The sequence below is a fragment of the Pseudomonas sp. S2_B07 genome, assembly GCF_054668435.1.
This window is the reverse complement of the sequence record NZ_CP162769.1, coordinates 1694877-1721096: the sequence shown is the minus strand read 5'-3', so window position 1 is coordinate 1721096 and position 26220 is coordinate 1694877. Positions and strand designations below refer to the sequence as shown.

Below are 26220 nucleotides of genomic sequence, written 5' to 3'. Positions count from 1 at the left end.
CCGCAAGCCGCAAGCCGGGTCGAACGATGTAGAATGCGCGGCCATTGTCTTTCCGGAACCTTTAATGGATCGCCCGCGTTTTCGAAAAACATTTCTAATGCCGCGTTTCTGGCCGCTGTGGTGTGGCTTGGGGCTGTTGTGGCTGATTGTTCAGTTGCCGTATCCGGCGTTGCTGTTTATCGGTCGCCTGCTCGGTGCCTTGATGTATCGGGTGGCCGGCGACCGACGGCGCATCGCCAAACGCAACCTTGAGCTGTGTTTCCCTGAAAAGTCGGCTGCCGAGCGCAAGCGCTTGCTCAAGGAAAACTTTGCCTCCACCGGCATCGCCTTCTTCGAAATGGCCATGAGCTGGTGGTGGTCGCGTCAGCGCCTGGCCAGACTGGCCCATGTCGAAGGCCTGGAACACCTGAAAAAGGCCCAGCACGACGGCAAGGGCGTGATCCTGATGGCGTTGCATTTCACTACGCTGGAAATCGGCGCGGCACTGTTGGGGCAGCAGCACACCATCGACGGCATGTACCGTGAGCACAAGAACCCGCTGTTCGACTACGTCCAGCGCCGGGGGCGCGAACGGCACAACCTCGATTCGCTGGCGGTCGAGCGCGACGATGTGCGCGGCATGCTCAAGCTGCTACGCGCCGGCCGCGCGATCTGGTACGCACCGGATCAGGACTACGGCGCCAAGCAAAGTATTTTCGTGCCGCTGTTCGGCATTCAGGCGGCTACCGTGACCGCTACCAGCAAATTTGCGCGGCTGGGCAAGGCGTTGGTGGTGCCGTTCACTCAGGAGCGTCTGGCGGACGGCAGTGGCTATCGACTGGTGATCCATGCACCGCTCGAAGGTTTCCCCGGCGAGACCGAAGAGGCCGATTGCATCCGCATCAATCAGTGGGTCGAAGGTGCCTTGCGTGAATGTCCGGAGCAATACCTCTGGGCCCATCGCCGCTTCAAGAGCCGGCCACCCGGCGAGCCCAAGTTGTACAAAAAACGCGGTTGACCCCTTTAAGCGCCATGGAGTGTTGCGATGAGTCCTGCTGAACCGGTTACAGGGTTGATTCTTTCCGGCGGCGGGGCTCGAGCGGCGTATCAGGTGGGCGTGCTGGCGGCGATTGCCGAGTTGCTGCCGATGGGCGCGGCGAACCCGTTTCCCGTGATCGTCGGTACTTCGGCCGGGGCGATCAACGCGGTCAGCCTCGCCAGTGGCGCGATGGATTTTCGCGGCGCCATCGAGCGTTTGACCGCGTTCTGGCAGGGCTTTCGCAGCCATCTGGTGTTACGCAGTGACTGGCCCGGCGTCATCCATCAGGCCAGCCGGTTTGTCAGTCACAGTTTGCTCGGGCTGGGCGCTCATGTGCCGGTGGCGTTGCTCAACAGTTCGCCGCTGCGCGGTTTACTCAATGACAAACTGAACATGGCCGGCATTGCCGAATCCATTGCCCACAAGCAATTACAGGCGGTCGCGGTGACGGCGTTCGGCTACGAGTCCGGTCAGGCGGTCACTTTCTATCAGGGCGGCGGCACCATCGATTCGTGGCTGCGCCATCGCCGCATCGGCGTTCCGACTCAATTGAGTGTCGAGCATTTGCTGGCCAGTTCGGCCATTCCGTTGTTGTTCGCCCCGGTGAAAATTGGCGAGGAATACTTCGGCGACGGTGCGGTGCGCCAATCCGCGCCGATCAGCCCGGCCCTGCACCTGGGCGCCAGTCGCGTGCTGGTGGTGGGTGTCAGCGGCAACCCGCGTGGTGTCGACCCGCAGCAGCCGCTGCAACGCGCCTACACCGGGCAACAGCCGACGCTGGCGCAGATCGGTGGGCACCTGCTCAACAGTACATTCATTGACAGCCTGGAAAGCGATATCGAGTTGTTGCAGCGTCTGAACCAGTTCAGCCACTTGATGCCCGCGGGTACGCCGACCCGTGCGCTGGGCGTGGCGCCGGTGGAGGTGTTGGTGATTTCGCCGAGTCAGCCGATCGATGAGATTGCGGCGCGGCATCGGCAGGAATTGCCGGCAGCGTTGCGCCTGTTTCTGCGTGGGCCGGGGGCAACGAAGACGAGCGGGGCGGGGGTGTTGAGTTACCTGCTGTTCGAGGCGGGGTATTGCAGCGAATTGATCGATCTGGGGCGGCGGGATGCGTTGGCCAAGCGTGAAGAGCTTTGCCGGTTTCTCGGGTTGGCGGAGTCTGTGGTTACGGCTTGAGATTGGCGGTGCGGCTATCGCGGGCAAGCCACGCTCCCACAGGGGTTTGTGTCGTTTACATCATTTGAGAACGACCTGAAACCCTGTGGGAGCGTGGCTTGCCCGCGATGGCGTCCTTGCAGACGCCACTTACAGCCGGATCAGAAGTGAACCTTGACCAGCAAGCTGGTCGCGCTCTGATCGGTCTTGAAGCCCTGGCTGTCTTCGATACCGTATTTGTTTTTCCAGTAGTCATACTCGACGCCGACGTACAACTGCTTCTCGCCCAGCTTCAGTGCCTTGCCCAGGTCATATTTGATCTGTGGGTTGAAGTGCAGGTTGGCGTGGTACTGACCTTCCTTGTTCACGTCGTTGTCGACCACCCAGTCCATGAACCCGTCGATCACGACGTCCGAGCTGCCCATCGGGATGGTGTAGGACCAGACCGGAGTGATCTGCCAGACGTTGTCACCCGCGCGGCCGCCTTCGGTGTGACGGTTGTAGAAGTTCAACTGGAAGTAGTCGAAGCCCGGGATGGACAGGTCGAAACCCGGACCGATCAGGTACGACTCGGTGTCGTCTTCGCCGAACTCATAGGTCATCGCCAGCAGGACGTCCTTGATCGGGCCGAACTCCAGCTTCTGGTCGAAAATCTTGCCGAACGACAAACGCGGGCTGAATTCACCGTAGTGGGTGTTCTTCCCCGCGAAGGCGTCTTCCTTGCCGTTGTAGAAGATTTTGTCGATGAAGAAGAAGTTGTCGCCGTACTTCCAGCCATCGGCGTGCTCGAAGGTCACTGTCTGCTGGATGTTCGGGTTGACCTGGAAATCCTTACCGTACAGGTAAGTCAGGCTGTTGGTCTGCCATTGCAGCAGGTCGCCGGCCATGGCCTGGCCGCCGGCCAGTAAAGATCCCGCGAGCATCAGGCTAGTGCACGTACGTTTCATTCGGTTGCTCCCAAAAAGTAGGTGGTTCCACGTTATTTTTTTAAGATCGGCGCTCTGGTGTGGCGCCTGTTTCTGTAGCGGTAAAAAATCATCCAATCGGTCAGCTTTAATGCTGTTAGCAAGAGCTGCGCCAAGGCTTTCAAAAAGCAAAAAAACGCCCGCTCGGCTGCTCAAAAACAGTCGATTGAGAGGGGGTGTGGAGTGCCTTGGTACCGTCCAGAGCCGGGATAAACTGGCTTTCTGGTCAGGAATTAAATCCGGGCTTTTTTTTAAAGCGGATTCAGGCGGCCGCGGAGAATACTGACTACTCGGCCAGGTCTCAAGTGCCCCGCAACAGCGCACCGACGACAGGTGTGGGGCACGGTTGGCGGAGGTTGGTCGCTCGTCGCAAAACGAGCGGCTTGAGTCGTTAGAAACCATCTGTTGCTTCCTCTTGTTTTTATTGTTGAGGCGCAGGCAGCCATGGGCTGCCAGAAGGCAGCCCTGTTCATGGGGGTTGATCAGTGCGTGTGTGCGGTGCAGTCGTTCATGGCCGCGCGCTCGGCGCCACCCAGAATGTTGAACAGCAGGTTCAGCGTCAGGGCGCTGATCGTGGCCATGGCGATACCGCTGTGGGTAATCGGGCTCATCCATACCGGCAGGTGGGCAAAGAACTCGGGGCGCACCACCGGGATCAACCCCATGCCGATGCTGACGGCCACCAACAGTTGATTCCGCCGGTCACCGATGTCGGCTTCCTGAAGAATCTTGATCCCGGTCGCGGCAACCATGCCGAACATCGCAATCGCCGCACCGCCGAGGACCGCTGGCGGAATCGACGCCACCAGGAAGGCGGCTTTGGGCAGCAGGCTCAAGACGATCAACAAGCCACCGGCGACGATGGTCACCGAACGGCAGCGCACACCGGTCATCTGCACCAGGCCGATGTTCTGCGCGAAAGAGGAGTGGGTGAAGGTGTTGAAGAACCCGGCGAAGAACGAGGCGCCGGCATCACACAGCAAGCCGCGACGCAGCATCCGTGGGCAGACTTCCTGGCCGGTAATCTTGCCAAGGGCGAGGAACATCCCGGTGGACTCGACAAAGATGATCACCACCACCAGGCACATCGACAAAATCGGCGCGAGTTCAAACCTGGGCATGCCGAAATGCAGCGGGGTGACGAATTGCAGCCACGGCGCTTGCGCCATGCCGCTGAGGTCGACCATGCCGATCAGGCCGCAGAGCACGTAGCCCAGGCACATGCCGATCAGCACTGAAATATTGACCCAGAACCCGCGCATGAAACGGTGCACCAGCAAAATGGTGCCCAGCACCAGCGCGGCAATGGTCAGGTAAATAGGTGAACCGAATTGTGTGGCGCCCGCACCGCCACCAGCCCAATTGACGGCCACGGGGAACAGCGACAAACCGATGGAGGTGATGACCGTGCCGGTCACCAGAGGCGGGAAGAAGCGCACGACTTTGGACATGAACGGCGCGATGATCATGCCGAAGAACCCCGCGGCGATGGTCGCGCCGAAGATCCCTTGCAGACCGATCCCGGGCATGCCGGCCATGGCGACCATGCTGCCGACGGCGGCGAAACTGGCGCCCATCATCACCGGCATACGGATGCCCATCGGGCCGATGCCCAGCGATTGCACGATGGTCGCGATCCCGGCCACCAGCAAGTCGGCGTTAATCAGAAAGGCGATTTCTTCACGACTCAGGCCTGCGGCCTGTCCGATGATCAGCGGCACCGCGATGGCGCCGCCGTACATCAGCAAAACATGTTGCAGACCGACCAGGATCAGCTGCAAAAGGGGCAAACGCTGAATGGCGGGTGCGTCGGGGATGCGCGCTTCGGATAGCTCGGACATGCAACACCTCGGATCTTTTTTATTCTTGTGATTGAACAGCTGCCGGGTTGCTCACAGCTGTTTTTGCATCAGGGAAACCGCGTTGCGGCTATTCGCGAGCAGGCTCGCTCCCACAGGTATTGCACTACCCATGTGGAAGCGAGCCTGCTCGCGAAGCTTTTCAACGATTAATTGGTCTGGGCTCCCTGCACAATCCACGCACCGATCAGGTCACGTTCCTGCTGGGTCATCTGCGTGATGTTGCCCAGTGGCATGATCTGGCTGGTGACAGCCTGCGCCTGGATGCGCGGCGCGTTCTGGCGGATCTGCTCGGGGGTATCGAACATCACACCGGCAGGGGCGGCACTGAACAGCGGGCTGGTCGGTTTGGCCGAGTGGCAAACCGCGCAACGCTCCTGAATCACACTGTGGACCTTGTCGAAACCAGGGCCGGCGTTAGAGGCCTGAGCCGGTGCCGCGGCGGGTGCTTCTGCGGGTTTGGCTTCAGCGGGTTTCAAGCCACCGCCCACAGCCGTTTCCGGCAGCGGTTGGTATTCGATCTTCGCCGGCGCCTTGGCCACGTCCGGGCTGGTCATCGGCGCAGGGCCGGTGACGTAAGCCAGGCTGATCATGCCGACCGCTGCCACGGGCAAGGTCCAGGCAAATTTGTGGCTGTCGTGGCGGGTGTTGAAGTAGTGACGCACCAACACCGCCAGCACTGCGATCCCGGCCAGGATCAGCCAGTTGTATTGGCTGCCGTAGGTGCTCGGGAAGTGGTTGCTGATCATGATGAACAGCACCGGCAAGGTGAAGTAGTTGTTGTGACGCGAACGCAGCAAGCCTTTGGCTGGCAGTGCCGGATCCGGCGTGCGGTTCTCGGCAATCGCCGCGACCAGTGCGCGTTGCGCCGGCATGATGATGCGGAACACGTTGCCGACCATGATGGTGCCGATGATCGCGCCGACGTGCAGGTACGCGCCACGACCGCTGAACACTTTGCTGAAGCCGTAGGCCGCACCGATGATCAGCACGAACAGGATTGCGCCTAGCAGGGCAGGGCGTTTGCCCAGGGCCGAGTCGCACAGGAAGGAGTAAATGAACCAGCCGGCGAACAACGAACCGATACCCAGCAGGACCCCTTCAGGGCCGGTCAGGCTGCTGCCCGGTGCCAGCAGGTACAGCGTCGGGTTGGAGTAGAACACCACACACAGCAGCGCGATGCCTGACATCCAGGTGAAGTAGGCTTCCCATTTGAACCAGTGCAGGTTGTCCGGCATGGTCGGCGGAGCCAGTTTGTATTTTTCCAGGTGATAGATACCGCCGCCGTGGATCGCCCACAGATCGCCCGCCAGACCACTTTTCGGGTTGACCCGATTGAGGTTGTTTTCCAGCCAGACGAAATAGAACGACGCACCGATCCAGGCCACGCCAGTAATCATGTGAACCCAGCGCACGCTCAGGTTCAGCCATTCCAACAGATGTGCTTCCACAGTCTTTACCTCTCGCCTGTCACTCTGTTGTCGAGTGATCAGACCTTCTCTTATTGGTGGGGGGCGAGGATCAAACGCTCATCCTCTTTGAAAAAATGCTCATCGCAGTTATTGCCTGTGCCACTGCGATCAACCACCAGGAAGTCATCCCGCTTTTCGATCGTCAGCACCGGGTGGTGCCAGACGCCGCGATGGTAATTAATGCCCTGCCTGCCGTTGGTGACGAAGGCGCGGACCAAGCCTGATACAGGTTCATCGCCAAGTGGCGCGACCACGATCAGAAAAGGGTTGCCGAGCAGCGGAATAAACGCCTGGCTGCCCAGCGGGTGACGCTCCAGCATGCTGACGGTCAGCGGCATGTCCTGCGCGTCGGCGCGGAAGATGCTGATGATCGCGTTGTCCTCTGGTTTCGCGGTTTCCACCGTGGCCAGTTTATGGAAGCGCATGGTCGAACCGTTGTTGATCATGAAGTGATCGCTGCCGTCGGTTTCGATCACGTCACCGAAAGGGGCGAAGGCTTCTTTGGTCAGCGGTTCAATCGTCAGTGTGCGCATGCTGTTCTTATCCGAATTCTGTGTTGTTGGTTCTATCGTCATCGCTGGCAAGCCAGCTCCCACAGGTTGTGTGTACACCACAACTCCTTGTGGGAGCGGGCTTGCCCGCGATTAGAGGCGGCGCTTATTTAGCGACCTTGCCGAGAATACGCAGGCGGCTCACACCCCCATCCGGGAACACGTTCAGGCGAATGTGGGTGATCGGGCCCAGCGCCTTGATCTGCTCGGCGAAGGTGTGTTCGGCGTGCATTTCCAGTTTCTGCGCTGGCAGCAGTTCGCGCCAGAACAACGATTGGGTTTCGATCTGGCTGTCGGTGCCGCCTTTGACGAATGCGCCCTGGATCGAGCAGGTGTCCGGGTAGTTGCCCTTGAAGTGCAGGGTGTCGACGATGACTTTCTCGACTTCACCGGCATGGCCCAACGCGACAATCACCCAGTCATTGCCCGGGGTACGACGACGTGCAGTTTCCCAGCCGTCGCCCATGTTGATGCCACGGCCAGGGTTGAGGATGTTGCTCATGCGACCGAAGTGTTCGTCGGAGCAGGCGAGGGCGCGGCCACCATTCAGGGCAGCGGCCAGGTCGATTTGCTCATTGTCGCCCACCGCGGACCAGTCGCGGTGCGGCACGCCGTACACGCGCAGACGGGCCACGCCGCCATCCGGGTAGATGTTGAAACGCAGGTGGCTGAACGCCTGATCGTTGTTGATTTCGTGGAAGTGGTGGCTGTTGCCTTGCAGCTCGACGGCCGACAGCACTTCAACCCACTGGGTGTTTTCAGTCGGCTCGCCTTCAGCCAGGAAACAGGCTTCCAGGGAGGCCGACGGCGGGAAGTTGCCGGTGAAGAATGAAGTGTCGATGTCCACGCCTTTGATCGAGCCCGGTACACCGAGGCGAATCACGGCGCTGTCGTAGCCTTCGAAGCGCTTGCGGCGCGACTCCCAGCCGTCCATCCACTTGCCGTTGTCATCGAACACGCCTTCTTTCCACACAGCCGGGGTCGGCTGGAACAGGCGGTTGGCATCAGCGAACCAGTCATCGGTGACCGAGATGATTTTGGTGCCCAGGCGGGCGTCGGCCAGGTTGACGAACTTCTCGAAAGGTACGGCGTAAGCTTTCATTCTTCTTGTCTGCCTTTAATAAGTTGGCTTGGGATGCTTGCAGCGCCTTGGGCGATTGCTGCGTTCAATTTCGCCCGGGCTTTTTACAAGGGCTGCTCGCTATAGGGTCAGTAAACGGAACAACGCAATCTTGTTGATCTCTGCCAGCGCGCATTTGAATTCGGTCTCTGCCGAGTTGTGAATGCGCGTTTCGAACGCCGCGAGGATCTGATGCCGGTTGCTGCCTTTTACCGCCATGATGAAGGGAAACTTGAACTTGGCTTTGTAGGCGTCGTTCAGCTCGGTGAAGCGCTGGAACTCTTCGGCCGTGCATTGGTGAATACCGGCGCCAGCCTGTTCGTTGGTGCTGGCTTCGGTCAGTTGGCCCTGGACGGCGGCTTTGCCGGCCAGGTCCGGGTGAGCGTTGATCAAGGCCAGTTGGCTTTGATGATCGGCGCTCAACAGGATGTCGCTCATGCGCTGGTGCAGGGTTTCGATTTCGTCGATCGAGGCGTCCTGGCCCAGGTCGAAGGCCTTTTCGGCCACCCATGGCGAATGTTCGTAGATGTCGGCGAAGGCGGCGACGAATGCATCGCGGCTCAGGCTCGATGGCTTCAGCGTTTGAAAGGTGCTCATTGGGCAGCCCCTTGGTACGGGTGGGTTTCGTGCCAGTGGCGAGCGATGTCGACGCGACGGCTGAACCACACCTGTTCATGACTTTTAGCGTATTCGATAAAGCGCTTGAGCGAAGCCAGACGCGCCGGACGGCCGATCAGGCGGCAGTGCAGGCCGATCGACAGCATCTTCGGTGCTTCGGCGCCTTCGGCGTACAGGACGTCAAAGGCGTCCTTGAGGTATTCAAAAAAGTCGTCGCCCTTGTTGAAACCCTGAACCTGGGTAAAACGCATGTCGTTGGTGTCCAGCGTGTACGGGATCACCAGGTGCGGCTTGCCGGTCGGATTGTTGGGTTCCCAGTAGGGCAGGTCGTCGTCGTAGGTGTCGCAGTCGTAGAGGAAACCGCCTTCTTCCATCACCAGGCGACGGGTGTTCGGGCCGGTGCGGCCGGTGTACCAGCCCAGCGGGCGTTCACCGGTGATTTCGGTCAGGACGCGGATCGCTTCAAGCATGTGCTCGCGTTCCTGCGCTTCGTCCATGTACTGGTAGTCGATCCAGCGGTAACCGTGGCTGCAGATTTCATGGCCGGCATCGACCATCGCGCGGATCACGTCCGGGTGGCGCTGGGCGGCCATGGCGACGGCGAAGATGGTCAGCGGAATATCGAATTCCTTGAACAGTTTCAGAATCCGCCAGACGCCGGCACGGCTGCCATACTCGTAAAGGGATTCCATGCTCATGTTGCGCGCGCCTTGCAGCGGCTGCGCCGAAACCATCTCGGAGAGGAAGGCTTCAGATTCTTTGTCGCCGTGCAGGATATTGCGTTCGCCACCTTCCTCGTAATTGAGCACGAAAGACAGAGCGATGCGGGCATTGCCCGGCCAGTGTGGGTGAGGAGGGTTACTGCCGTAACCGATCAGGTCGCGTGGGTAGTCAGCGCTCACTGCAGTCTTCCTTCTTGTTCGTTGACAGGTTGTGTGGCGCCTGGCGGTGAAATGACAGGCTGGCGTCACAGCGATGGGCTGATTGTATACAACTTTATATTCGATTTGTAAGCCTGAATTTCTGCATTTTTCGCGAACTGTCATGAATAGTTGGTATTGCAAGAAACCTGCCTGACTGGTCAGCTATAGGATAGAAGCTCCGCTGATCGTATGGCGTGGCCATAAATTTGCCGCAGATTCCCGACTGGCGGGCATGGCGGGAAATATGTCGTTTTTATTGTGTACAATTTTTTTGAAAAGTGTCTTAATCAGTCGCTCGCCGCAGTGATTCGTGCTCCGAATCGGTGCGGTCTCCTTTTCAACTGACTTCGGGAGGCGCGAGGCCTGACTGCTCCACGCAGGCAGGCGCGCAGAATCAATGGGACGTTTGACTACACACGTTTTAGACGCTGCACACGGTTGCCCGGGCAACTCGATCAAGGTCGAGCTGTACCGCGTTGAAGGTTCGCACCTGGAATTGGTCGCCAGCGCGACAACCAACAGCGATGGCCGTGTCGATGCACCGCTGCTGCAAGGCGATGACTACCGCACCGGGGTCTATCAGGTTCAGTTCCATGCGGGCGATTACTATCGCGCCCGTGGCGTTCAGTTGCCGGAGCCGGCGTTTCTCGATGTAGTGGTGCTGCGTTTCGGCATCTCTGCGGAACAGGATCACTACCATGTGCCGCTGCTGATTTCGCCATACAGCTATTCCACGTATCGCGGCAGCTGATCCCCCAAGCAGCTGCCTCAACCTGGAAGCGACTGCGCATATAGCTTCTTTGGTCTTTCGCCCGCTCACACTGCGGGCTTTTTTTATCTTGTGTTCGGCACGGATACCTTTGGGCTGCACCCCGCTGTCGGAAGGCGAGGTGCGTACGTTTCGCTATCAGCGTTCCTTGATGATAAACACCGAAGGACGTCCAGCGAGCAGGTGCTGGACACCGCCTATGAGCCATACCACATCACCCTTCGCATCGGCGGCAACCAGCGACTGGTGGGCTTCGGCGCCGACTCGCGTCTTCAGCAGAGGGTCGTCAAGCTCTGGAATGGACGGCGGCAGGATTTCAATCGCATCGGTCTTCACACGTCCCAGTTTCAAAAAGTACACCTTGTCGTGATTAGGCCTTTTAAATACCAGTGTTGGGGGCGTGAGCTGAACACTCTCTACGTGTGCGGGAAGAAAGACCTTGTAACCGCTGTGGCCCAGTATCGAAGCGAGCAACAACGAAAGTCGCCCCGGCGCGTTGGGCAACTCGACGTAGAACTGCCAGGCATGAGTGCCCTCGGGGTTGAAGTTCAACTGCTGTAAGGGCGTCACGGAATCCGGAGCGTGTAATTCGACGATTCGTCTGGCGCCATCATTGCCGGACGCCACAGGCAACATGTCCAAAGGGTCGCCGAGCCGCGGCACGCCCAGTGTCGAGTTGCCCTCCCAGTAGCGAAAGGTCTGCTTCATTCGGGCCAAACCGCTGCCGTTGAACTCCGCCGACTCGCTGGATAGCTCGAATAGTCGCTTGGCGACAGCGCGGGATGTCGGCTCGGTGAAGCCTTTGTAAACATCCGCAACCTGTTGCGTCAGTGTTTTTTCGAAGAGCCGAGCAGCACCGTCGACTTTCCGGGTATTTGTACCGGCGTGGTAGCTGGTGGCGACGGGTTGCAACGAAGGTGCTTCCTGCAACATGCGCTCGAAGGCCTCGAAGCGCGAGGGCGCAAATCCCGGGTGTTGAATGAAAACGAGGGGGAGCTGATCGGCCATCGGCCCCTTTGGCACGATCGGATAATGCAGTTGGCCGATCATTATGGATTCCACCGAATCAGGCTTGGTTATTTTCCCCCAGGAGGCCCATAAATACGGGTTGTCATTCAAGGTGGCAGCAGGAGGGTTGTTATCGGCCACGGGATTGGCCGCCTCGACCTGTTCGTCCAGGCGAGGGCGCTTGCCTGGCATGGGGCCTGACTCTTCGGCGTCTGAGGCTGGTGTGTTGGTTGCCTTGCGTTGCCAAAGTGTCATCCCTTCAATATTTTCGAGTAACGGGCCCGAAGGGATCAATTCGCTCGTCGAGGAGGCCTGATAGTGGCCGTCCGTATTTTTGCGGACCATGACCGCGCCTTCTTCCGTCACGTCGACATAGGTTCTTTTCAGCTTGTCGTAACGAAGGCCTTTGGCGTCGGGCTGCGTCAGTTTGTCGGCCAGGTGCCGAGGAATGATCTCCAGCGTTTCCGACCTCGCGGGTACGCTTGCGATGGGAAGGACCATGCCCTCGCGAGTGATTCTCCACTGTGGCTGGCCAGGCACCTTCGTGAGGACCGGGCCGGGTTGGCCCGGGGCAAATGGAAGGGGCACCTGGTAGTCGCCCCTCGCGTTTGCCCTGATCAGAAAAATGCCTTCCTCTCCAATATCGGCGTAAAGCTGTTGCTGGCGGCTCATGAAAAGCCCGGTGTCGGCGATGTTGAATAGTTCGTCGACCTTGTTCCGAGGCCAGGAAATCATGCGGGTAGCCATCTCGGCATCGCTTGTAGCGTTAGCCGGCATGTCGTGAACGACGACAGGCTGACGAGGCAAGGTACTGTGCGACGAACCTGGCACGTTGACGTCGGAAACGGGATTGGCGTCTCCCCGCGATGTGCCAACCGTTGCGGCGTGATTGTCTCCTCGTACCCGGCTGTCTTCTGACGAAGACCTTGGAAGTGTTGTCGAGGAGTCAGGCGTATTGGACGTTGAAACTCTTTTTGGCGGTTTGGCCATCGGACGTATTCCTGGATGTTTATATAAGTGGGTAATGTTTAAACAATAAGTATCGGAGGCCCGATAACGGGCGTTTAATAATGGGGGCCGGCCGACCCTGGCCACATCATCCTCAGGAGCGCGTCTGGGGGAAGACGATGAAGTGCCAGGCGCATTGGGGCTGGGGATTTTCTCTCTTGAGAAGGCACGGCCCCGGAAAACACGGTGGTTAGTTTTGATTGGATCAGCCGTCGAGAGGCTATAGATATGTATAGGGTGTGGCGGTATTTGCTACAAAAGACGTCCGCCTGATCCTGAGGTTTGATGTCTTGTGCTAGTGCTATAAACGTTTGCAGTTGTCTAAAAGTATCCGCAGATCGGCGGCGCTTACCGGAGGGGTGGAACGGGTGCCTAACTCTATCAACTCATAACAGTGTGCGAGTTGGTGGGCGCACCGGTGTAAAGGCACCAGGTCGGCGTAAAGGATCGTGCGGGACTTGTCTGTATCAAGTATCCAGCGACGGTCCGTCACGTTGTAAGACAGACTGCCGGCAGTACCGTCTCTCAGGGCTATGTTTCGAACGATGAGGTCTTCCATTTCCAAGGCCCTCAGTTCTGCGAATAGGGCGCCTTCGTTCAGAACGTCACCTTTGAAGTACCGGCCATCCAGTGAGTCAATGTAGACCTCGTCGAAATCCAGATCGATTTTATAGACAACGCCATCGGGCGTGATGACCCGTATTTGATCGATCAAATCTTGTGGGTCGTTGTAGCGCGGAAGGTGGATAACGGTATGTCCGATCAGCAAACAGTCTTCCACCCGTTTGATTCTGGTGTAAGCGAGGCTCGTTGCATCGAATTCCCAGGTAGACGCCGAAGGCGATTTGAGGATGGCGTTCGCTCGAGCACCTGGCGTTGAAATGCCTAGCGTCATTTCGGAGCTGAGGTGGACAAGGTACGTCGAGCCGCCACCCTCCAGATGTTCGATGGTTGTTTGTTCAGGGTAAGCGACCAGTTTGACGCACTTCTCTCGGTCGCCCAGCTGATGGGCTTCGTTGTCCAGGGGCTGACAATAAATAGACGTTCCATCTCTGGCCGCCAGTGGCAGCGGCACTTGGCGGGTGCGCTCCATTGGACCGTTTATCTCGAACTGATCGTTGGAAAAAACCGAATCGGGCAGGGAGGGGGGGCGACTCTATACGAAACACCGTCATTCATGATCAGAAGAACAGGTTGGTTCAACACGTTGGTGGGGCGCGTCAGTCGGCTTGTGATTCTCTGGTCGCCGCCCCCGATAGAACTGGCGAGGTTGTTGATAGTCAATCGCTGACTGTCAAAGTGAAAGGTCACAGCGCATTCTTTATACAGGATGCGATCAAAGTCACGTTGGCGTATCAGGTCTACCTTGAAGTAAGCCTCGACCCGCGTCAGTTCATGGCTGGCATATTCCAGATAAAGGGTTGCCAGCGTATTTATGCTTCGTTGTTTTACTGTCAGGACCGTATGGTTATTGAGTCGCGAAACAAAATAACTCGTGTTCTTGTCATGTGCGATCGTGTATTCGCGGTTGTAAAGTATCACCGGGTTTTGAGTTTTTCCCTGCTGGGTAATGACTGTTTCAATTTCGAGGGAGCCAGCAGTCTCGATGGTTTCGGGGAGTTCAGGCATCAAATGAAACCCGTCCTTTGTAACGAACGTCAGTTTCCTGTTCTGCAGTTGCCGTCGATTGTTGGCTGTTTTATAGACGCCCTTGATGTAGACATCCCTCTCTTTAAGATCGTCGAGATCAAAGCCTGAAGTGATGACCAGTTCGTGATTGTCGATTTTCCAGCTTTTTATCAGGTCCATTCTCCAGTCAAGTGCAATGACGCTCTCGTCCACGCCATCTTCAGTAATGAATACGTTGCCGGACTTATGGGACACCGTGTAGTGATCCTTTCCGGGACCACCAGAGGCACTACCTTCATTGTTCAGGAGATAGATTTTGTCATCCCCGGCGCCCGCCTCAATGGTGTCGCGCCCGCGCGATTTGATGACATTCGGACCGCCTGTACCGATGACCCTGTTTTGCGCACCGGCCAGGGTTTCAACGTTCTCGATGCTCTCCAGAAGCGTGTGCCGATAGTTGAAATGGCCCTCGTTGGCCTGGTCACGGGTAATGATGGACAGTCGTCCATCGTTCAGATCGATGAAATACCCGAATCTTTGCCGGTTGCCCTCAAGGTAGCTTCCGGTAACGACTAGCGTATCGCTGCCCAAACCACCTTTCAGAAGCGTGGGCAGAGGGTCTTTTGGACCGTTTTTGAGAAGTTCGGCGGCGCCTTCGAAGATGAACTCATCGTCTTTCTCACCCCCGGTCAGTTGCTTGATGCCTGCGCCGTAATAGAATCTGTTTGGCTTTTTTTCAACACCCACGATGGTGTCGTCGCCGCCCCCCATAAACCACACCGCACCTTTGTTTTCTCCTGGCGTTCCGAACTCGGTGCCGGGCATGTCGTCAGTCACACCGTCCCGAGCATCAATCGTGTCGTTACTATCAATGACGTGCGGTTTCTGTACGGTTTTATATAGGTACTGTTGCGCCTCCCAATCGAAGCTAGGCACCTGTGTCGGCTTTAACTCGACCTTGAACTTGCCGTTTACAATGACTTCTGTACTGTCTTTTAATTTTCCTTCCAGTAATTTTCGAGCGGTCGCTTGTAACAGTCTCGAATGCTCAACGGTTGATTTGGCAATTGCATGGCGGGTTTGTATGTTGTCGTCCGGGGTGATTCCCCAAAAGGCGAACCAGCCCGTGCGCAGGCGCTCATGGGTAGTAAGTTCAATGTAATCATCGATATCGTCGACAACGCGTACCGCCGCATAGACCTGAGAACCTGCCACCAGCAGAAGTCCGGCCGTCAGCCCCACCGGGCCGATAAAGGAGAAGCCTGCCAATGCGGCAGCACCCAGAATCAACGTCATGGCCGCGCTGGTCACGCTCAAGCCAGCGGCGACATAGTGATCAATGGCTTCTTTGCCTGTGGTTGCCGCGGCGCTATTAAAGGATTTGATGGCGGACATGACATCGAAGGGCAATGTCAGTGCGCTCGCGATCAGACCCGCGCTACGCCCCAGTCGAACGCCGAAGCTGGTTTTGGCAAAATCCCCGTAGGCTTTTTGCCCAGCGTCGATCATGTATTTTGCTTGCTTGGTGACCGCCACTTCGACGGCTAATGAAGTGACTTCCGCTGAAGTGCTGAGGCTGTTGAATACGACTTCGCCATGATCTTTTCTTGCAATGGCGTCTTGCAGGCCGCGCAGACCGCTGTAAATGCCGAAGGCCTGAAGCCCGGTCCCCATGCTGACCATGCTGCTACTTTTGATCCGATTCACCCAGGGAGGTGTGGTTTTGGACAAGTGCGCGTGGCGTATATCAAGCCTCTGCGCCGCGTTCAGCAGCTTGTCCAGTTTCTGGCGGTACTGTTCAGGATCGGCAAGTAGATCAGGTAATTCTCTTAACAGGGGCGGAGCCGTTAGTGGGCGTTGAGACGCCATTTCAAACAGCAAGGAAGGCAGGGCGTAATCATCCCTGGCGCCGGTGAAACGCATACGCGCTTCAATAAACACAGGGTCAAATTGCAAGGCGTTGATAAAAGACCGCTTGGGGTGCCGAAAGAACGTGTTTTGACCGTTCAATCCCTGACCATTTGAGGTCGCGCCCAGTGCATCCAGTGCGCACCGGGTGATCGAATGGGCGCCTATTTTTATAGGGCCGAACAACTCATCAATGACGCGTAGCTGGCTTTTATTGGCGTTTGTTTGTTGCGGGGCGGAGGCGATGCTTACTTTGTCGAAATCAATAGTGGTTGGGGAGTGCTCATTGGCCTGCAGGTTAATATCCGTCACTTCGACAGCATTGTAGTGATCGGGATCGGGGGATTGGAAAACCATTGCCATAGGAACTTCCTTTTCCTGGCGTTGTGTGCAAAATCGCAGTGCTATGGTAGGAGGAGTTCTGAAAAGACAACGATATATATGTATATCGCGTGTTGCGGTTTGTTGCGGGGCGTGGTTGAAGTGTTGCCATCCTTGGCAATCAATTCTTAGTGCGGTGGTGTTAATAAGCGCCTGTTGAGTTGAATCGCCGGGTTAATACGATCCGATCAGTGGTTGCTTAATAAGGAGGCCGCGCCCGCTCCACTGAAAAGTCCTGCGCTCACCCGGTTAAACCAACTTTGTCCTTTGCCACTGCGTAAATACCTGGCTGCACCATGAGCGCCCAGCCCATAAGCCAATTTGCACAACAGATCGAGCACGGTCCAGGTCGCAATCATCACCAGCAACTGCGGCAAAAACGCTTGTTCCGCGTTCAAAAACTGCGGTAAGAAAGCGGCAAAAAACAGAATGTCTTTCGGATTGCTCGCACCCAGCACAAACGCTCGGCCGAACAGCGCACGAAAACGTGGCACCGGCGCCGCCTGAGGCACTTCGGCACCCACCGATGGCTGACGCGATTGTTGCCAGCTCTGCCAGGCGAGGTAGAACAGGTAGAGCGCGCCGACGATTTTCAACGCGCTGAACAACTGTTCCGACGCCAGCAGCAAGGCGCCCAGACCCAGCGCGGAAGCACTGAGCAAGCAGATCGAAGCAATCACGCCACCGAGAAATGCCGGGTAAGAACGGCGCAAACCGTAATTCAGACTGTTGCTGATCATTAGCAATGACAGGGGCCCAGGGATCAGGATTACCACCAGCGCAGCGCCGCTGAACAGCAGCCAGGTTTCCAGACTCATCACTTTCCTCCATTTGTGCAAAAGCCCCACCCGGTGGGGTGAGGCTGCTTTGAAACACTGTTTGTGAAGCGTAGGCGGCTTACAAGAAAATGAACTTGGCGATGAAGATCGCGCAAAGCACCCACAAGCTGACGGAGATTTCCTTGTACTTACCGGTGCCGGCCTTCAACGCCACGTAGGTGATGAAACCCAGCGCAATACCGTCAGCGACCGAGAAGGTCAGCGGCATCATGATCGCGGTCACGATGGCCGGAATGCTGTCGGTTGCTTCGTCCCATTCGATGTGCTTCATACCGCCCATCATCAGCATCGCCACATAAATCAGCGCGCCGGCGGTGGCATAGGCGGGAATCATGCCGGCCAGTGGTGCGAAGAACATCGCCGCAATAAATAGCACACCCACGGTCACGGCGGTAAGACCTGTCCGACCACCCGCGGCAACACCCGCGGCACTTTCAACATAACTGGTGACCGGCGGAACACCCACAATCGCACCAAAGACGCTGGATGCACTGTCGGCTTTCATGGCGCGGGAGAGGTTTTCGATCCGCCCGTCGGCGCCGACCAGGTTGGCGCGCTGGGCTACGCCCATCAGGGTGCCGGCGGTGTCGAACATGTGCACGAAGAGGAACGCCAGGACCACGCTGATCATGCTGACGTTGAACACGCCGGCCAGGTTCATCGCCATCCAGGTCGGGGCCAGGCTCGGCGGGGCCGACATGATGCCCTCGTAGTGCACCAGGCCCAGGCCCCAACCGGCCAGGGTCACGGTGATGATGCTGATGAGGATCGCGCCGAACACTTTGTGGTAGCTGAGAATGGCGATCATCAGGAAGCAGATGGCGGCGAGCAACGGGCCGGGTTCGCGCAGGGAGCCGAGTTTGATCAGGGTGGCCGGGCTATCGACGACGATGCCCGCAGTCTTCAGGCCGATCAGCCCCAGGAACAAACCGACGCCGGCGCCCATGGCGAAGCGCAGGCTCACGGGAATGCTATTCAGCAGCCATTCGCGAATCCTGGAAAAGGTCAGGATCATGAACAACACACCGGAGACAAACACCGCGCCGAGGGCGGTTTCCCAGTTGTAGCCCATGGTGCCGACCACGGTGTAGGTAAAGAAAGCGTTCAGGCCCATGCCTGGTGCCAGGCCGACCGGCCAGTTGGCGTAGAGGCCCATCAACAGGCAACCCAGTGCGGCGGCGATGCAGGTCGCCACAAATGCGGCGCCGTGATCGATCCCGGCGTCGGCCATGATGTTAGGGTTGACGAAGATGATGTAAGCCATGGTGATGAAGGTTGTCAGACCGGCAATCAGCTCGGTCTTCACCGTGGTGCCATGCAAGGTGAGTTTGAAGATGCGCTCAAGCAAGCCATTGCGTAACGGCGGCGAGAGTTCCAGCGTCGATGCTTCGGATTTGCGGCTTTCCACAGCGAGTACTCCTCAAGAGTTTTATTGTTATTTCCAGGACCGGACCCATGAGGGTGGCAGCGGACCTTTGAGGCACTTGCGAATATGTTGACCGGCTGGTCAGGAACTCGCACGAAGTGGATTATGCTTTTGTATACAAAGAAAGCAAATAATGTTTTTGATTTTGTTTACGAAAATGTTGGCGATAGGGATATATCGCCTGTGCGGACCCCTTCGCGAGCAGGCTCGCTCTCACAGTTAATTGCATTTCCCTGAAAGAACTCGGTCACCTGTGGGAGCGAGCCTGCTCGCGAAGGGGCCAGACCCGCCACTAAAAGTGGGCGGCTGAAGCGGTCTGAGGGGAGGGCAGAAACAAATAAACCGGCGCAAGGGCCGGTTTATTTTTGACTGGGGGTTGTGGTGACTGTATCGGCGCCATCGCGAGCCTGCTCGCGATGGCGTCAGTCAGCTCACCACAAAGCCATCAAGCAGCCGCAAACCGCTTGTCCAGATAATCAATGATCACCTTGGACTCATACATCCAAGTGGTCTGGCCATTTTCTTCAATGCGCAGGCACGGCACCTTGATCTTGCCACCTTGCTCCAGCAGGGCCTGGCGATCCTGTTCGTTGTTCTTTGCATCACGCAGTGTCACCGGCACATTCAGGCGACGCAGGCTGCGGCGGGTTTTCACGCAGAACGGGCAGGCGTGGAATTGGTACAGGGTCAGGTCCTTGGCAGCGGAGTTGACCTTGGCCTGAGCCTCGGCGGGGCGCTGCTTCTTGCCCGGACGGGTGATGAAGTCGATGAAGATGATCAGTTGGCCAAGGCCGACACGAAGCGCTTTTACGAACACGTTGAAAGCCTCACGGTGCGAATGAAGAAGGGCGCGCAGCTTACCTGATTTTTTCAGACGAAAAAAAACCGGCGATGAATGCCGGTTTTCTTCGTGCCGCACGTTACTTGATCAGGCTGAGAAACTCGCTGCGGGTGGCGGCGTTTTCGCGGAACTCACCGAGCATCACCGAAGTGATCATCGACGAATTCTGTTTCTCCACACCGCGCATCATCATGCACATGTGCTTGGCCTCGATCACCACCGCAACGCCCAGGGCGCCGGTGACTTGCTGGACCGCATCGGCGATCTGGCGGCTGAGGTTTTCCTGGATCTGCAGGCGGCGAGCGTACATGTCGACGATTCGCGCCACTTTCGACAGGCCCAATACTTTGCCGCTCGGGATGTAAGCGACGTGTGCCTTGCCGATGAACGGAAGCAGGTGGTGTTCGCACAACGAGTACAACTCGATGTCCTTGACCAGCACCATTTCGCTGTTGTCGGAGCTGAACAAGGCACCGTTGGTGACTTCTTCGAGCGTCTGTTCATAACCGCGGCAGAGGTACTGCATGGCTTTGGCGGCACGTTTTGGCGTGTCGAGCAGGCCCTCGCGGGAGACGTCCTCGCCCAGTTGGCCGAGAATCGCGGTGTAATTCTGTTCCAGGGACATGAAACTACCTGTGGGGATTTTCGCAAAGGGCAAGGGTACGGTGGCAAACACGGCGCTGCAAGCATGACGCGACAGCTTTACTCGTCGCGACCTTCCATCATGGTGCGTTTGAGCATCACATAAACCGCCCCGGCGCCGCCATGTTTAGCCTGGCACGAGGTGAAGCCGAGCACCTGTGAATGCTGGCGCAACCACGTGTTGACGTGACTCTTGATCATCGGCCGCTTGCCGTCCAGACGCACGGCTTTGCCGTGAGTGACGCGCACGCAGCGAATTTCGAACCTGGTCGCTTCGGCCAGAAACGCCCAGAGGGTTTCCCGGGCCTTTTCCACGCTCATGCCGTGCAGGTCGAGGCTGCCCTCGAACGGAATCTGCCCGATCTTGAGCTTGCGCATCTGGCTTTCCTGGACACCGTCACGGGCCCACATCAATTCGTCTTCCGGGCCGACATCGATGACGAACTGATCGGACAGCCCATCCACGGTGGTGGCATCGGTACGAATGGTTGCGGCTTGACGCAGCTTGGCGATTTGCGCGCGGTCGGCCTTGGGTTTGCCGGTTTCGGCGCGATCGTGCTTGATCGGCTTGACGCCTTGGATCGCACTTTTGAACAGGGAAAAATCGTCGTCTTGCATGTCAGCCTCCGCGAAGGTCGGCCAGTTTACCCAAGTCGAGGCGCTATCCATAACAATTGAGGCCCGGCAGATGCCAGGCCTCGGTTCAATCGTGTTTTTTCATCAGGTGCGGGGACATGTTCAGCTCACGCGACTGACGCGACCGGCGTCGGCAGCGACGCCACAGCCACACGCCGAGGTACAGCACGAACAGGCCGACCGCCAGGACCACTGCCGCACCGGTGCGGCTGGTATTCAGTTCGCCCAGCGCAGGTGCGTGGCCGAGCAGGCTGGCGGCAGCGGCCATGGCGAGCAATACACCGCACGTTGCCAGCAACGCGGCAAACGCCGCGCCAATACGAAAACGCCAGTTGCGTTGGCCTTTGGGCCGCAAGCGGCGAGCGTCAAAACCATCGGATAACTTCATTCCGACCTTCCTCAATGGGTATCGGCCCTTCGACCGGGAGTTGACCGGGATGTTCCTGAGGCTAAGACAATTGCGGCAAACGAGAGGCTTTTGCAGATGAGCGGCGCTATTGGCCGCTCATCACGGGCCGATCAAATCAGATCGTGAGTGAGCGCGAGGGTGGCGAAGTTGTCCGCCATGATCGCCATTTCGGTCTGCTGAACGTGCTCGGCACTCAGTACGCCGCCCTTGTAAGGCAAGTCGCGCGTGGCGCAGGCGTCTTCCACCAGCGTGCAACGGAAACCCAGGTTCTTGGCGGCACGCACTGTGGTGCTGACGCTGGAGTGGCTCATGAAGCCGCAGACGATCAGGTCAAGGGCGCCGAGGTCTTCCAGGCGTTTGGCCAGTTCGGTGCCGTGGAACGCACTTGGCAGCAATTTACCGAGGATGGTTTCGTCGGCCTGTGGTTCAAGGCCGGGGATGAACTCACCGCGCTCGCCTTGTGGGTCGAACAGCCCGCCGACCGTACCGAGGTGGCGTACATGCACGATGGGGCGGCCGGCCGCACGGGCAGCCGCCAGCAATTGCTTGATGTTCGCGACGGCAGCGTCCATGCCGCTCAGGGCCAGTGGACCGCTGAGGTATTCCTTCTGGGCATCGATGATGACGAGGGTCGCATGGCTCAGATTGGCTGCTGCGTAACCGCGGCCGCTGAGTTGAAACATCGTTTTTGGAACGGACATTCTGGGGCTCCTTGGAGTGGGGCTTTTGCGACATTGTCCTCTGGCTGAGCGGTTCTGTGAATCGCTACTATCGTAGACGCCGTCATTACTGGCTCTCAGCCTTGTCAAGTTGCGGGTTTTGTTCAATAGCCAGCGGCAAAAAGGGATCGATCCTACATTCGGCCCGGTGTTTTTCCTGCGTCGTCGTGGCGCGTTTTGGCTGTTAGAATCGCCAGTCGTTTTTTCTGGAGTTTGCCGTCGTGATCACTTCCCGCCTTCGTACCCTGCGTGACCATATCCGTTGGGCCGTCAGCCGCTTCCATGGGGAGGATCTGTTTTTCGGCCATGGGACCGACAACGCCTGGGACGAAGCCCGTCAACTGGTGTTGGGTGCCTTGCACTTGCCGTGGGAAATCGCCGACAGCTACCTCGACTGTGCGCTGGAAGATGATGAGCTGGTCAATCTGCAGCGCTTGCTCAAGCGCCGCATCGAAGAACGCATTCCGACCGCTTACCTGTTGGGCGAAGCGTGGTTTTGCGGCATGTCCTTCATCGTCGACGAGCGCGTGCTGATCCCGCGTTCACCGATTGGCGAACTGATTGAAAAACGCTTCGAGCCATGGTTGGGGGCCGAGCCAGCGCGCATTCTCGACCTGTGCACCGGTTCCGGTTGCATCGGTATCGCCTGCGCCTACGAGTTCCAGAACGCCGAAGTAGTGCTGGCCGATCTGTCGTTTGAAGCGCTGGAAGTGGCCAACCAGAACATCGAGCGTCACGGTGTCGATGAACGGGTGTACACGGTTCAGGGCGATGGCTTTGATGGTTTACCGGGTCAACGTTTCGACCTGATCGTGTCGAACCCGCCCTACGTCGATGCGGAAGATTTCGCCGATATGCCGGACGAGTATCAGCACGAGCCGGAGCTGGGCCTGGCCTGTGGCGATGACGGTTTGAACCTGGTGCGCCGCATGCTGGCGGAAGCGGCGGATCATCTGACCGAGAAGGGCTTGCTGATTGTCGAAGTGGGCAACAGTCAGGTTCACGTCGACGCACTGTACCCGGAAGTCGATTTTGCGTGGCTCGATTTCGAGCGCGGCGGGCATGGGGTGTTCATGTTGACGGCTGAACAGTGCCGCGATCATCAGGCACTGTTCGCTTCTCGCGTCTGACTTTAGAAAGCCATCGCGGGCAAGCCTCGCTCCTACAGGTTCAGAATGTGTCGCACCATTCGGGTACGACACAGAACCTGTGGGAGCGTGGCCGCGATGGCCGCACGTCGGTCTCAGACGTTTACCGATGCGTAGCAATCCAGATCAACAACCCCGCCTGAAACATCGCAAACGCCACCAGACACGTAATGGTAAAGCGCAGCCCGGCGTCTTCCCGCTTGTACTTGCTGACTTTTTCTTCGTGCGTCTTCAGCTTTACTTCTTGCTCGGCCAGGTTCTGCTCGGCCTGCTGAAGCATCTGCGCCGCTTCGAGAATTTCCACCAGTTGCAGCTTTTCAGTGTTCCACTCGCCCGACAGGTCACCGACCTGCACGTCTTTGACGCTGCCCTTCAAATGCTGGGCATCGGCATACACCACCTCAAAACCATGGGCCTTGAGGAAGTGATCACGGCGCAGGCGGGTGTCTTCGTTCAGCGCATCTTTATTGTTCAGGTCCGTGCCGTCGACGGTGTAACCGGACCAGCGCTTCTTCGCCCACGTGATGCCTTGAGCGGCCATGAAGCGGCCGATGCCACGGTTCATCGGTTCAATCTGCAAGCCGCTGTCGGGGCCGAAATGCACACGCTTGGTGGTGTGATCGACCCACACGTCGAGGTGATTCTGTTCTTTGCGCACGCGCTGACCGGGCAGGGTGATGCTCATGCGCATCAGGCTCTGCTCCTTGCTGTTGCGTTCGGCATAGCCGAATTCGACAAAGCGCAGCGGTCGCCCGCCGGTGTTGCGGTCGGTTTTCAGCGGCGCCAGACGGAGCATCTTGTGGTGCTCGACGTGGACGTCCGCCCACGGCAGCTCAACCGCTGGCGGTGCGTCTTTTTCAGCGGTGGTGTCGGGTGAAGTCTGGGTATCAGTCATAACGGCGAGATCCTGTCCAAGCCCTGCCGCCAGCCATTGCGCTGGCGACAAAGGCTTATCGGCCGTTTTTGACAGGACTGGAGGGCCAACAGCGCTTAACTGGGGCGAAGTCCGTCAATAAACCCGAGGATGCGGGTGCCAAGCTCGGCCGCCAGTGGCAATTGCGGGTCTTTATAAGAGGCCAATTGCCGTTTGACGTCGTTGGGCACAATGCGCATGACGTGGTTCATGCCTTCGATCAGCGCCAGCTCGGCGTCCGGTTTGGCGGCCTTCAGCAGCCTGGCGTCACCGACTCCAACCTGAATGTCGTTGCTGCCCTGGATGATCAGCGCTGGCATCTTCAACCTGGCGAACGCTGCCGCCGGGTCCTGCCGGAACAGAGAAATCAGGTATGGCTGCACACTCGGACGGAAAATCGTCTGAAGCTGCGGCGGCACGTTGTCGTCGGTGTGACCGGCCTTGAGGCTGTCGAGCAGCTCATTGCTGCGCAGCATCAGCGCCGGTGGCAGTTGATTGCTCAACTGTTGACGCAACACCTGATCAACCGGGCGAGCGCTGCCGGACAGCGAGATGACCGCCGCGGCGTTTACACTTGGCGCCGCCAGGGTGGCGATCAAGGCGCCTTCGCTGTGGCCGAGCAGAATCAGCGGGCCGAAACGCGGATCACTTTTCAGCTTCTGGCCCCAGGCTTCGGCATCGGCCACATAGGCCTCTACCGACAGATTGCGTTCATCCGGCGTGGCGGCAAGGCTCGCTGCCACACCGCGTTTGTCGTAACGCACGCTGGCGATGTTGTGTTTGGCCAGCACCCAGGCGAGCCGTTTTAGGCTGTCATTGCGTCCGCCGTCGGTGTTATTGCCGTCACGATCTGTAGGACCGGAGCCGGAAATGATCAGGACGACTGGCACAGGATTGTCGGATTTTGGCAGCAACAGCGAGCCGAAAAGCTCACCGGTGCCGGTATCCAGCGTAATAGGTCGTTGCAGGACGGTGGCCTGCACGTAGCCGGTAAACAAGGTCAGGCTCAAGGCTAAAACTCGCAGCATCATCACGCCATCATTCACAAAGGTGCCGGTTGGACTCGCGGGCACCCATAAGGTTCGAGGATGAACTACTTGGGTAGCCTGCGTATACTGGCGCGCATTCGTATTCAGGTTCTATTTCACGGAGCGTCCTGCATGTCCGGCAATACCTACGGCAAGCTGTTCACTGTCACCACCGCGGGCGAAAGCCATGGTCCGGCGTTGGTCGCCATTGTCGACGGCTGCCCGCCGGGGCTGGAGATTTCTCTGGAGGATTTGCAGCGTGACCTGGATCGCCGCAAGCCGGGCACCAGCCGTCACACCACGCAACGCCAGGAAGCCGACGAAGTCGAAATCCTCTCTGGCGTGTTCGAAGGTCGCACCACCGGGTGCTCTATTGGTCTGCTGATCCGCAACACCGACCAGAAGTCCAAGGACTACTCGGCGATCAAGGATCTGTTCCGCCCGGCCCACGCCGACTACACCTACCACCATAAATACGGTGAGCGTGATTACCGTGGCGGCGGTCGCAGCTCGGCCCGGGAAACCGCGATGCGCGTAGCGGCTGGTGCAATTGCCAAGAAATACCTGGCCACCCAGGGCATCGTCATTCGCGGCTACATGAGCCAGCTCGGCCCGATTGAAATTCCGTTCAAGACCTGGGATTCGGTGGAAGAGAACGCTTTCTTCAGCCCTGACCCGGACAAAGTCCCGGAGCTGGAAGCCTATATGGACCAGTTGCGTCGCGACCAGGATTCGGTCGGCGCGAAGATCACCGTGGTGGCTGAAGGCGTGATGCCTGGCCTCGGCGAGCCGATTTTCGACCGCCTCGATGCCGAGCTGGCCCATGCGCTGATGAGCATCAACGCGGTGAAAGGCGTGGAAATCGGCGCCGGTTTCGCCAGTGTTGCCCAGCGCGGCACTGAACACCGCGATGAAATGACCCCGGAAGGTTTCCTCAGCAACAATGCCGGCGGCATTCTCGGTGGTATTTCGTCCGGCCAGCCGATCGTCGCGCACCTGGCGCTGAAGCCAACGTCGAGTATCACCACGCCGGGCCGTTCCATCGACATTCATGGCAACCCGGTGGACGTCATCACCAAGGGCCGTCACGACCCATGCGTCGGCATCCGCGCTACGCCCATCGCTGAAGCGATGATGGCCATCGTGTTGATGGATCACCTGTTGCGTCACCGTGGTCAGAACGCCGATGTGCGCGTGAGCACACCGGTGCTGGGTCAGCTTTAATGGCTGAC

At 58.3% G+C, this 26220-nt stretch carries 24 protein-coding genes; 5 read left to right on the top strand and 19 right to left on the bottom strand.

What is annotated here, in order from left to right; all coding sequences use genetic code 11:
- Positions 1–64 precede the first annotated feature (64 nt).
- A complete protein-coding gene (locus tag AB4N43_RS07960; protein ID WP_027922484.1) occupies positions 65–997 on the top strand; it encodes a lipid A biosynthesis lauroyl acyltransferase in 933 nt (310 codons plus the stop codon).
- A gap of 27 nt (positions 998–1024) precedes the next feature.
- Entirely contained in the window at positions 1025–2197 is a 1173-nt protein-coding gene (locus AB4N43_RS07955) for a patatin-like phospholipase family protein (protein ID WP_027922485.1), read from the top strand.
- A gap of 140 nt (positions 2198–2337) precedes the next feature.
- Here AB4N43_RS07955 and AB4N43_RS07950 read toward each other — a convergent pair whose 3' ends face one another.
- The 7 genes from AB4N43_RS07950 to puuE all read right to left on the bottom strand — a co-directional run bounded on the left by AB4N43_RS07950 (position 2338) and on the right by puuE (position 9663).
- Positions 2338–3123, bottom strand: a complete 786-nt coding sequence (locus tag AB4N43_RS07950) for an outer membrane protein OmpK (protein ID WP_027922486.1) — start codon at positions 3121–3123, stop codon at positions 2338–2340.
- 500 nt (positions 3124–3623) lie between these two features.
- Entirely contained in the window at positions 3624–4982 is a 1359-nt protein-coding gene (locus AB4N43_RS07945) for a nucleobase:cation symporter-2 family protein (RefSeq protein ID WP_027922487.1), read from the bottom strand.
- Positions 4983–5149: 167 nt separating this feature from the next.
- Entirely contained in the window at positions 5150–6451 is a 1302-nt protein-coding gene (locus AB4N43_RS07940) for a urate hydroxylase PuuD (protein ID WP_027922488.1), read from the bottom strand.
- 50 nt (positions 6452–6501) lie between these two features.
- Positions 6502–7005: an ureidoglycolate lyase gene (locus AB4N43_RS07935; RefSeq protein WP_008146154.1), complete on the bottom strand. Its 504-nt coding sequence runs from the start codon at positions 7003–7005 to the stop codon at positions 6502–6504.
- 124 nt (positions 7006–7129) lie between these two features.
- Positions 7130–8125, bottom strand: coding sequence for an allantoicase (alc, locus tag AB4N43_RS07930; RefSeq protein WP_027922489.1), 996 nt, complete (start codon positions 8123–8125; stop codon positions 7130–7132).
- 99 nt (positions 8126–8224) lie between these two features.
- Positions 8225–8740, bottom strand: a complete 516-nt coding sequence (uraD, locus tag AB4N43_RS07925; RefSeq protein WP_027922490.1) for a 2-oxo-4-hydroxy-4-carboxy-5-ureidoimidazoline decarboxylase — start codon at positions 8738–8740, stop codon at positions 8225–8227.
- Positions 8737–9663, bottom strand: a complete 927-nt coding sequence (gene puuE, locus AB4N43_RS07920; RefSeq protein WP_008031461.1) for an allantoinase PuuE — start codon at positions 9661–9663, stop codon at positions 8737–8739. Before puuE ends, uraD begins: the two co-directional genes overlap by 4 nt.
- A 418-nt stretch (positions 9664–10081) precedes the next feature.
- On the opposite strand from puuE, the gene uraH reads away from it, so the two are divergent.
- A complete protein-coding gene (gene uraH, locus AB4N43_RS07915) occupies positions 10082–10435 on the top strand; it encodes a hydroxyisourate hydrolase (RefSeq protein ID WP_194939810.1) in 354 nt (117 codons plus the stop codon).
- A gap of 156 nt (positions 10436–10591) precedes the next feature.
- On the opposite strand, the gene AB4N43_RS07910 is transcribed toward uraH, so the two are convergent.
- The 10 genes from AB4N43_RS07910 to AB4N43_RS07865 form a co-directional block, all read right to left on the bottom strand.
- Positions 10592–12451: a hypothetical protein gene (locus tag AB4N43_RS07910; protein WP_460153716.1), complete on the bottom strand. Its 1860-nt coding sequence runs from the start codon at positions 12449–12451 to the stop codon at positions 10592–10594.
- A gap of 319 nt (positions 12452–12770) precedes the next feature.
- Complete coding sequence (locus tag AB4N43_RS07905; RefSeq protein ID WP_460153714.1) at positions 12771–13562, bottom strand: hypothetical protein; 792 nt, start codon at positions 13560–13562, stop codon at positions 12771–12773.
- Between the two features lie 8 nt (positions 13563–13570).
- Positions 13571–16369: a calcium-binding protein gene (locus AB4N43_RS07900; protein ID WP_460153712.1), complete on the bottom strand. Its 2799-nt coding sequence runs from the start codon at positions 16367–16369 to the stop codon at positions 13571–13573.
- Positions 16370–16575: 206 nt separating this feature from the next.
- On the bottom strand, positions 16576–17205 hold the full coding sequence (locus AB4N43_RS07895) for a LysE family translocator (protein ID WP_027922493.1): 630 nt from the start codon (positions 17203–17205) through the stop codon (positions 16576–16578).
- Between the two features lie 79 nt (positions 17206–17284).
- Positions 17285–18634, bottom strand: coding sequence for an NCS2 family permease (locus AB4N43_RS07890; protein ID WP_027922494.1), 1350 nt, complete (start codon positions 18632–18634; stop codon positions 17285–17287).
- A gap of 463 nt (positions 18635–19097) precedes the next feature.
- On the bottom strand, positions 19098–19469 hold the full coding sequence (locus AB4N43_RS07885; RefSeq protein ID WP_027922495.1) for a glutathione S-transferase N-terminal domain-containing protein: 372 nt from the start codon (positions 19467–19469) through the stop codon (positions 19098–19100).
- Positions 19470–19572: 103 nt separating this feature from the next.
- A complete protein-coding gene (folE, locus tag AB4N43_RS07880) occupies positions 19573–20118 on the bottom strand; it encodes a GTP cyclohydrolase I FolE (RefSeq protein WP_003204506.1) in 546 nt (181 codons plus the stop codon).
- Between the two features lie 77 nt (positions 20119–20195).
- Positions 20196–20753 (bottom strand): Smr/MutS family protein, encoded by a 558-nt coding sequence (locus AB4N43_RS07875; RefSeq protein ID WP_027922496.1) that lies wholly within the window; start codon positions 20751–20753, stop codon positions 20196–20198.
- An 85-nt stretch (positions 20754–20838) separates the two neighbouring features.
- Positions 20839–21159 carry a hypothetical protein gene (locus AB4N43_RS07870; RefSeq protein WP_027922497.1) on the bottom strand — a complete coding sequence of 107 codons (321 nt, stop codon included), beginning with the start codon at positions 21157–21159 and terminating at the stop codon, positions 20839–20841.
- Between the two features lie 131 nt (positions 21160–21290).
- Complete coding sequence (locus tag AB4N43_RS07865) at positions 21291–21881, bottom strand: cysteine hydrolase family protein (protein WP_027922498.1); 591 nt, start codon at positions 21879–21881, stop codon at positions 21291–21293.
- A 239-nt stretch (positions 21882–22120) separates the two neighbouring features.
- Between AB4N43_RS07865 and prmB the strand changes: the two genes are divergently transcribed.
- On the top strand, positions 22121–23029 hold the full coding sequence (prmB, locus tag AB4N43_RS07860; RefSeq protein WP_027922499.1) for a 50S ribosomal protein L3 N(5)-glutamine methyltransferase: 909 nt from the start codon (positions 22121–22123) through the stop codon (positions 23027–23029).
- 121 nt (positions 23030–23150) lie between these two features.
- On the opposite strand, the gene AB4N43_RS07855 is transcribed toward prmB, so the two are convergent.
- Together AB4N43_RS07855 and AB4N43_RS07850 are read right to left on the bottom strand one after the other, a co-directional pair.
- Positions 23151–23942 (bottom strand): hypothetical protein, encoded by a 792-nt coding sequence (locus tag AB4N43_RS07855; protein WP_059181341.1) that lies wholly within the window; start codon positions 23940–23942, stop codon positions 23151–23153.
- A gap of 95 nt (positions 23943–24037) precedes the next feature.
- Positions 24038–24991 carry an alpha/beta hydrolase gene (locus tag AB4N43_RS07850; RefSeq protein ID WP_027922501.1) on the bottom strand — a complete coding sequence of 318 codons (954 nt, stop codon included), beginning with the start codon at positions 24989–24991 and terminating at the stop codon, positions 24038–24040.
- Positions 24992–25120: 129 nt separating this feature from the next.
- Here AB4N43_RS07850 and aroC point away from each other — a divergent pair, with 129 nt between their 5' ends.
- Positions 25121–26212, top strand: a complete 1092-nt coding sequence (gene aroC / locus AB4N43_RS07845) for a chorismate synthase (protein ID WP_007914036.1) — start codon at positions 25121–25123, stop codon at positions 26210–26212.
- Positions 26213–26220: the final 8 nt, after the last annotated feature.

What these genes read in the sequence shown, in the direction of transcription:
- AB4N43_RS07960 (WP_027922484.1), top strand. Translation starts at nt 65, where the DNA reads ATGGATCGCCCGCGTTTTCGAAAAACATTTCTAATGCCGCGTTTCTGG.
- AB4N43_RS07955 (WP_027922485.1), top strand. Translation starts at nt 1,025, where the DNA reads ATGAGTCCTGCTGAACCGGTTACAGGGTTGATTCTTTCCGGCGGCGGG.
- AB4N43_RS07950 (WP_027922486.1), bottom strand. Translation starts at nt 3,123, where the DNA reads ATGAAACGTACGTGCACTAGCCTGATGCTCGCGGGATCTTTACTGGCC.
- AB4N43_RS07945 (WP_027922487.1), bottom strand. Translation starts at nt 4,982, where the DNA reads ATGTCCGAGCTATCCGAAGCGCGCATCCCCGACGCACCCGCCATTCAG.
- AB4N43_RS07935 (WP_008146154.1), bottom strand. Translation starts at nt 7,005, where the DNA reads ATGCGCACACTGACGATTGAACCGCTGACCAAAGAAGCCTTCGCCCCT.
- alc (WP_027922489.1), bottom strand. Translation starts at nt 8,125, where the DNA reads ATGAAAGCTTACGCCGTACCTTTCGAGAAGTTCGTCAACCTGGCCGAC.
- uraD (WP_027922490.1), bottom strand. Translation starts at nt 8,740, where the DNA reads ATGAGCACCTTTCAAACGCTGAAGCCATCGAGCCTGAGCCGCGATGCA.
- uraH (WP_194939810.1), top strand. Translation starts at nt 10,082, where the DNA reads ATGGGACGTTTGACTACACACGTTTTAGACGCTGCACACGGTTGCCCG.
- AB4N43_RS07910 (WP_460153716.1), bottom strand. Translation starts at nt 12,451, where the DNA reads ATGGCCAAACCGCCAAAAAGAGTTTCAACGTCCAATACGCCTGACTCC.
- AB4N43_RS07905 (WP_460153714.1), bottom strand. Translation starts at nt 13,562, where the DNA reads ATGGAGCGCACCCGCCAAGTGCCGCTGCCACTGGCGGCCAGAGATGGA.
- AB4N43_RS07900 (WP_460153712.1), bottom strand. Translation starts at nt 16,369, where the DNA reads ATGGCAATGGTTTTCCAATCCCCCGATCCCGATCACTACAATGCTGTC.
- AB4N43_RS07895 (WP_027922493.1), bottom strand. Translation starts at nt 17,205, where the DNA reads ATGAGTCTGGAAACCTGGCTGCTGTTCAGCGGCGCTGCGCTGGTGGTA.
- folE (WP_003204506.1), bottom strand. Translation starts at nt 20,118, where the DNA reads ATGTCCCTGGAACAGAATTACACCGCGATTCTCGGCCAACTGGGCGAG.
- AB4N43_RS07875 (WP_027922496.1), bottom strand. Translation starts at nt 20,753, where the DNA reads ATGCAAGACGACGATTTTTCCCTGTTCAAAAGTGCGATCCAAGGCGTC.
- AB4N43_RS07870 (WP_027922497.1), bottom strand. Translation starts at nt 21,159, where the DNA reads ATGAAGTTATCCGATGGTTTTGACGCTCGCCGCTTGCGGCCCAAAGGC.
- AB4N43_RS07865 (WP_027922498.1), bottom strand. Translation starts at nt 21,881, where the DNA reads ATGTCCGTTCCAAAAACGATGTTTCAACTCAGCGGCCGCGGTTACGCA.
- AB4N43_RS07855 (WP_059181341.1), bottom strand. Translation starts at nt 23,942, where the DNA reads ATGACTGATACCCAGACTTCACCCGACACCACCGCTGAAAAAGACGCA.
- AB4N43_RS07850 (WP_027922501.1), bottom strand. Translation starts at nt 24,991, where the DNA reads ATGATGCTGCGAGTTTTAGCCTTGAGCCTGACCTTGTTTACCGGCTAC.
- aroC (WP_007914036.1), top strand. Translation starts at nt 25,121, where the DNA reads ATGTCCGGCAATACCTACGGCAAGCTGTTCACTGTCACCACCGCGGGC.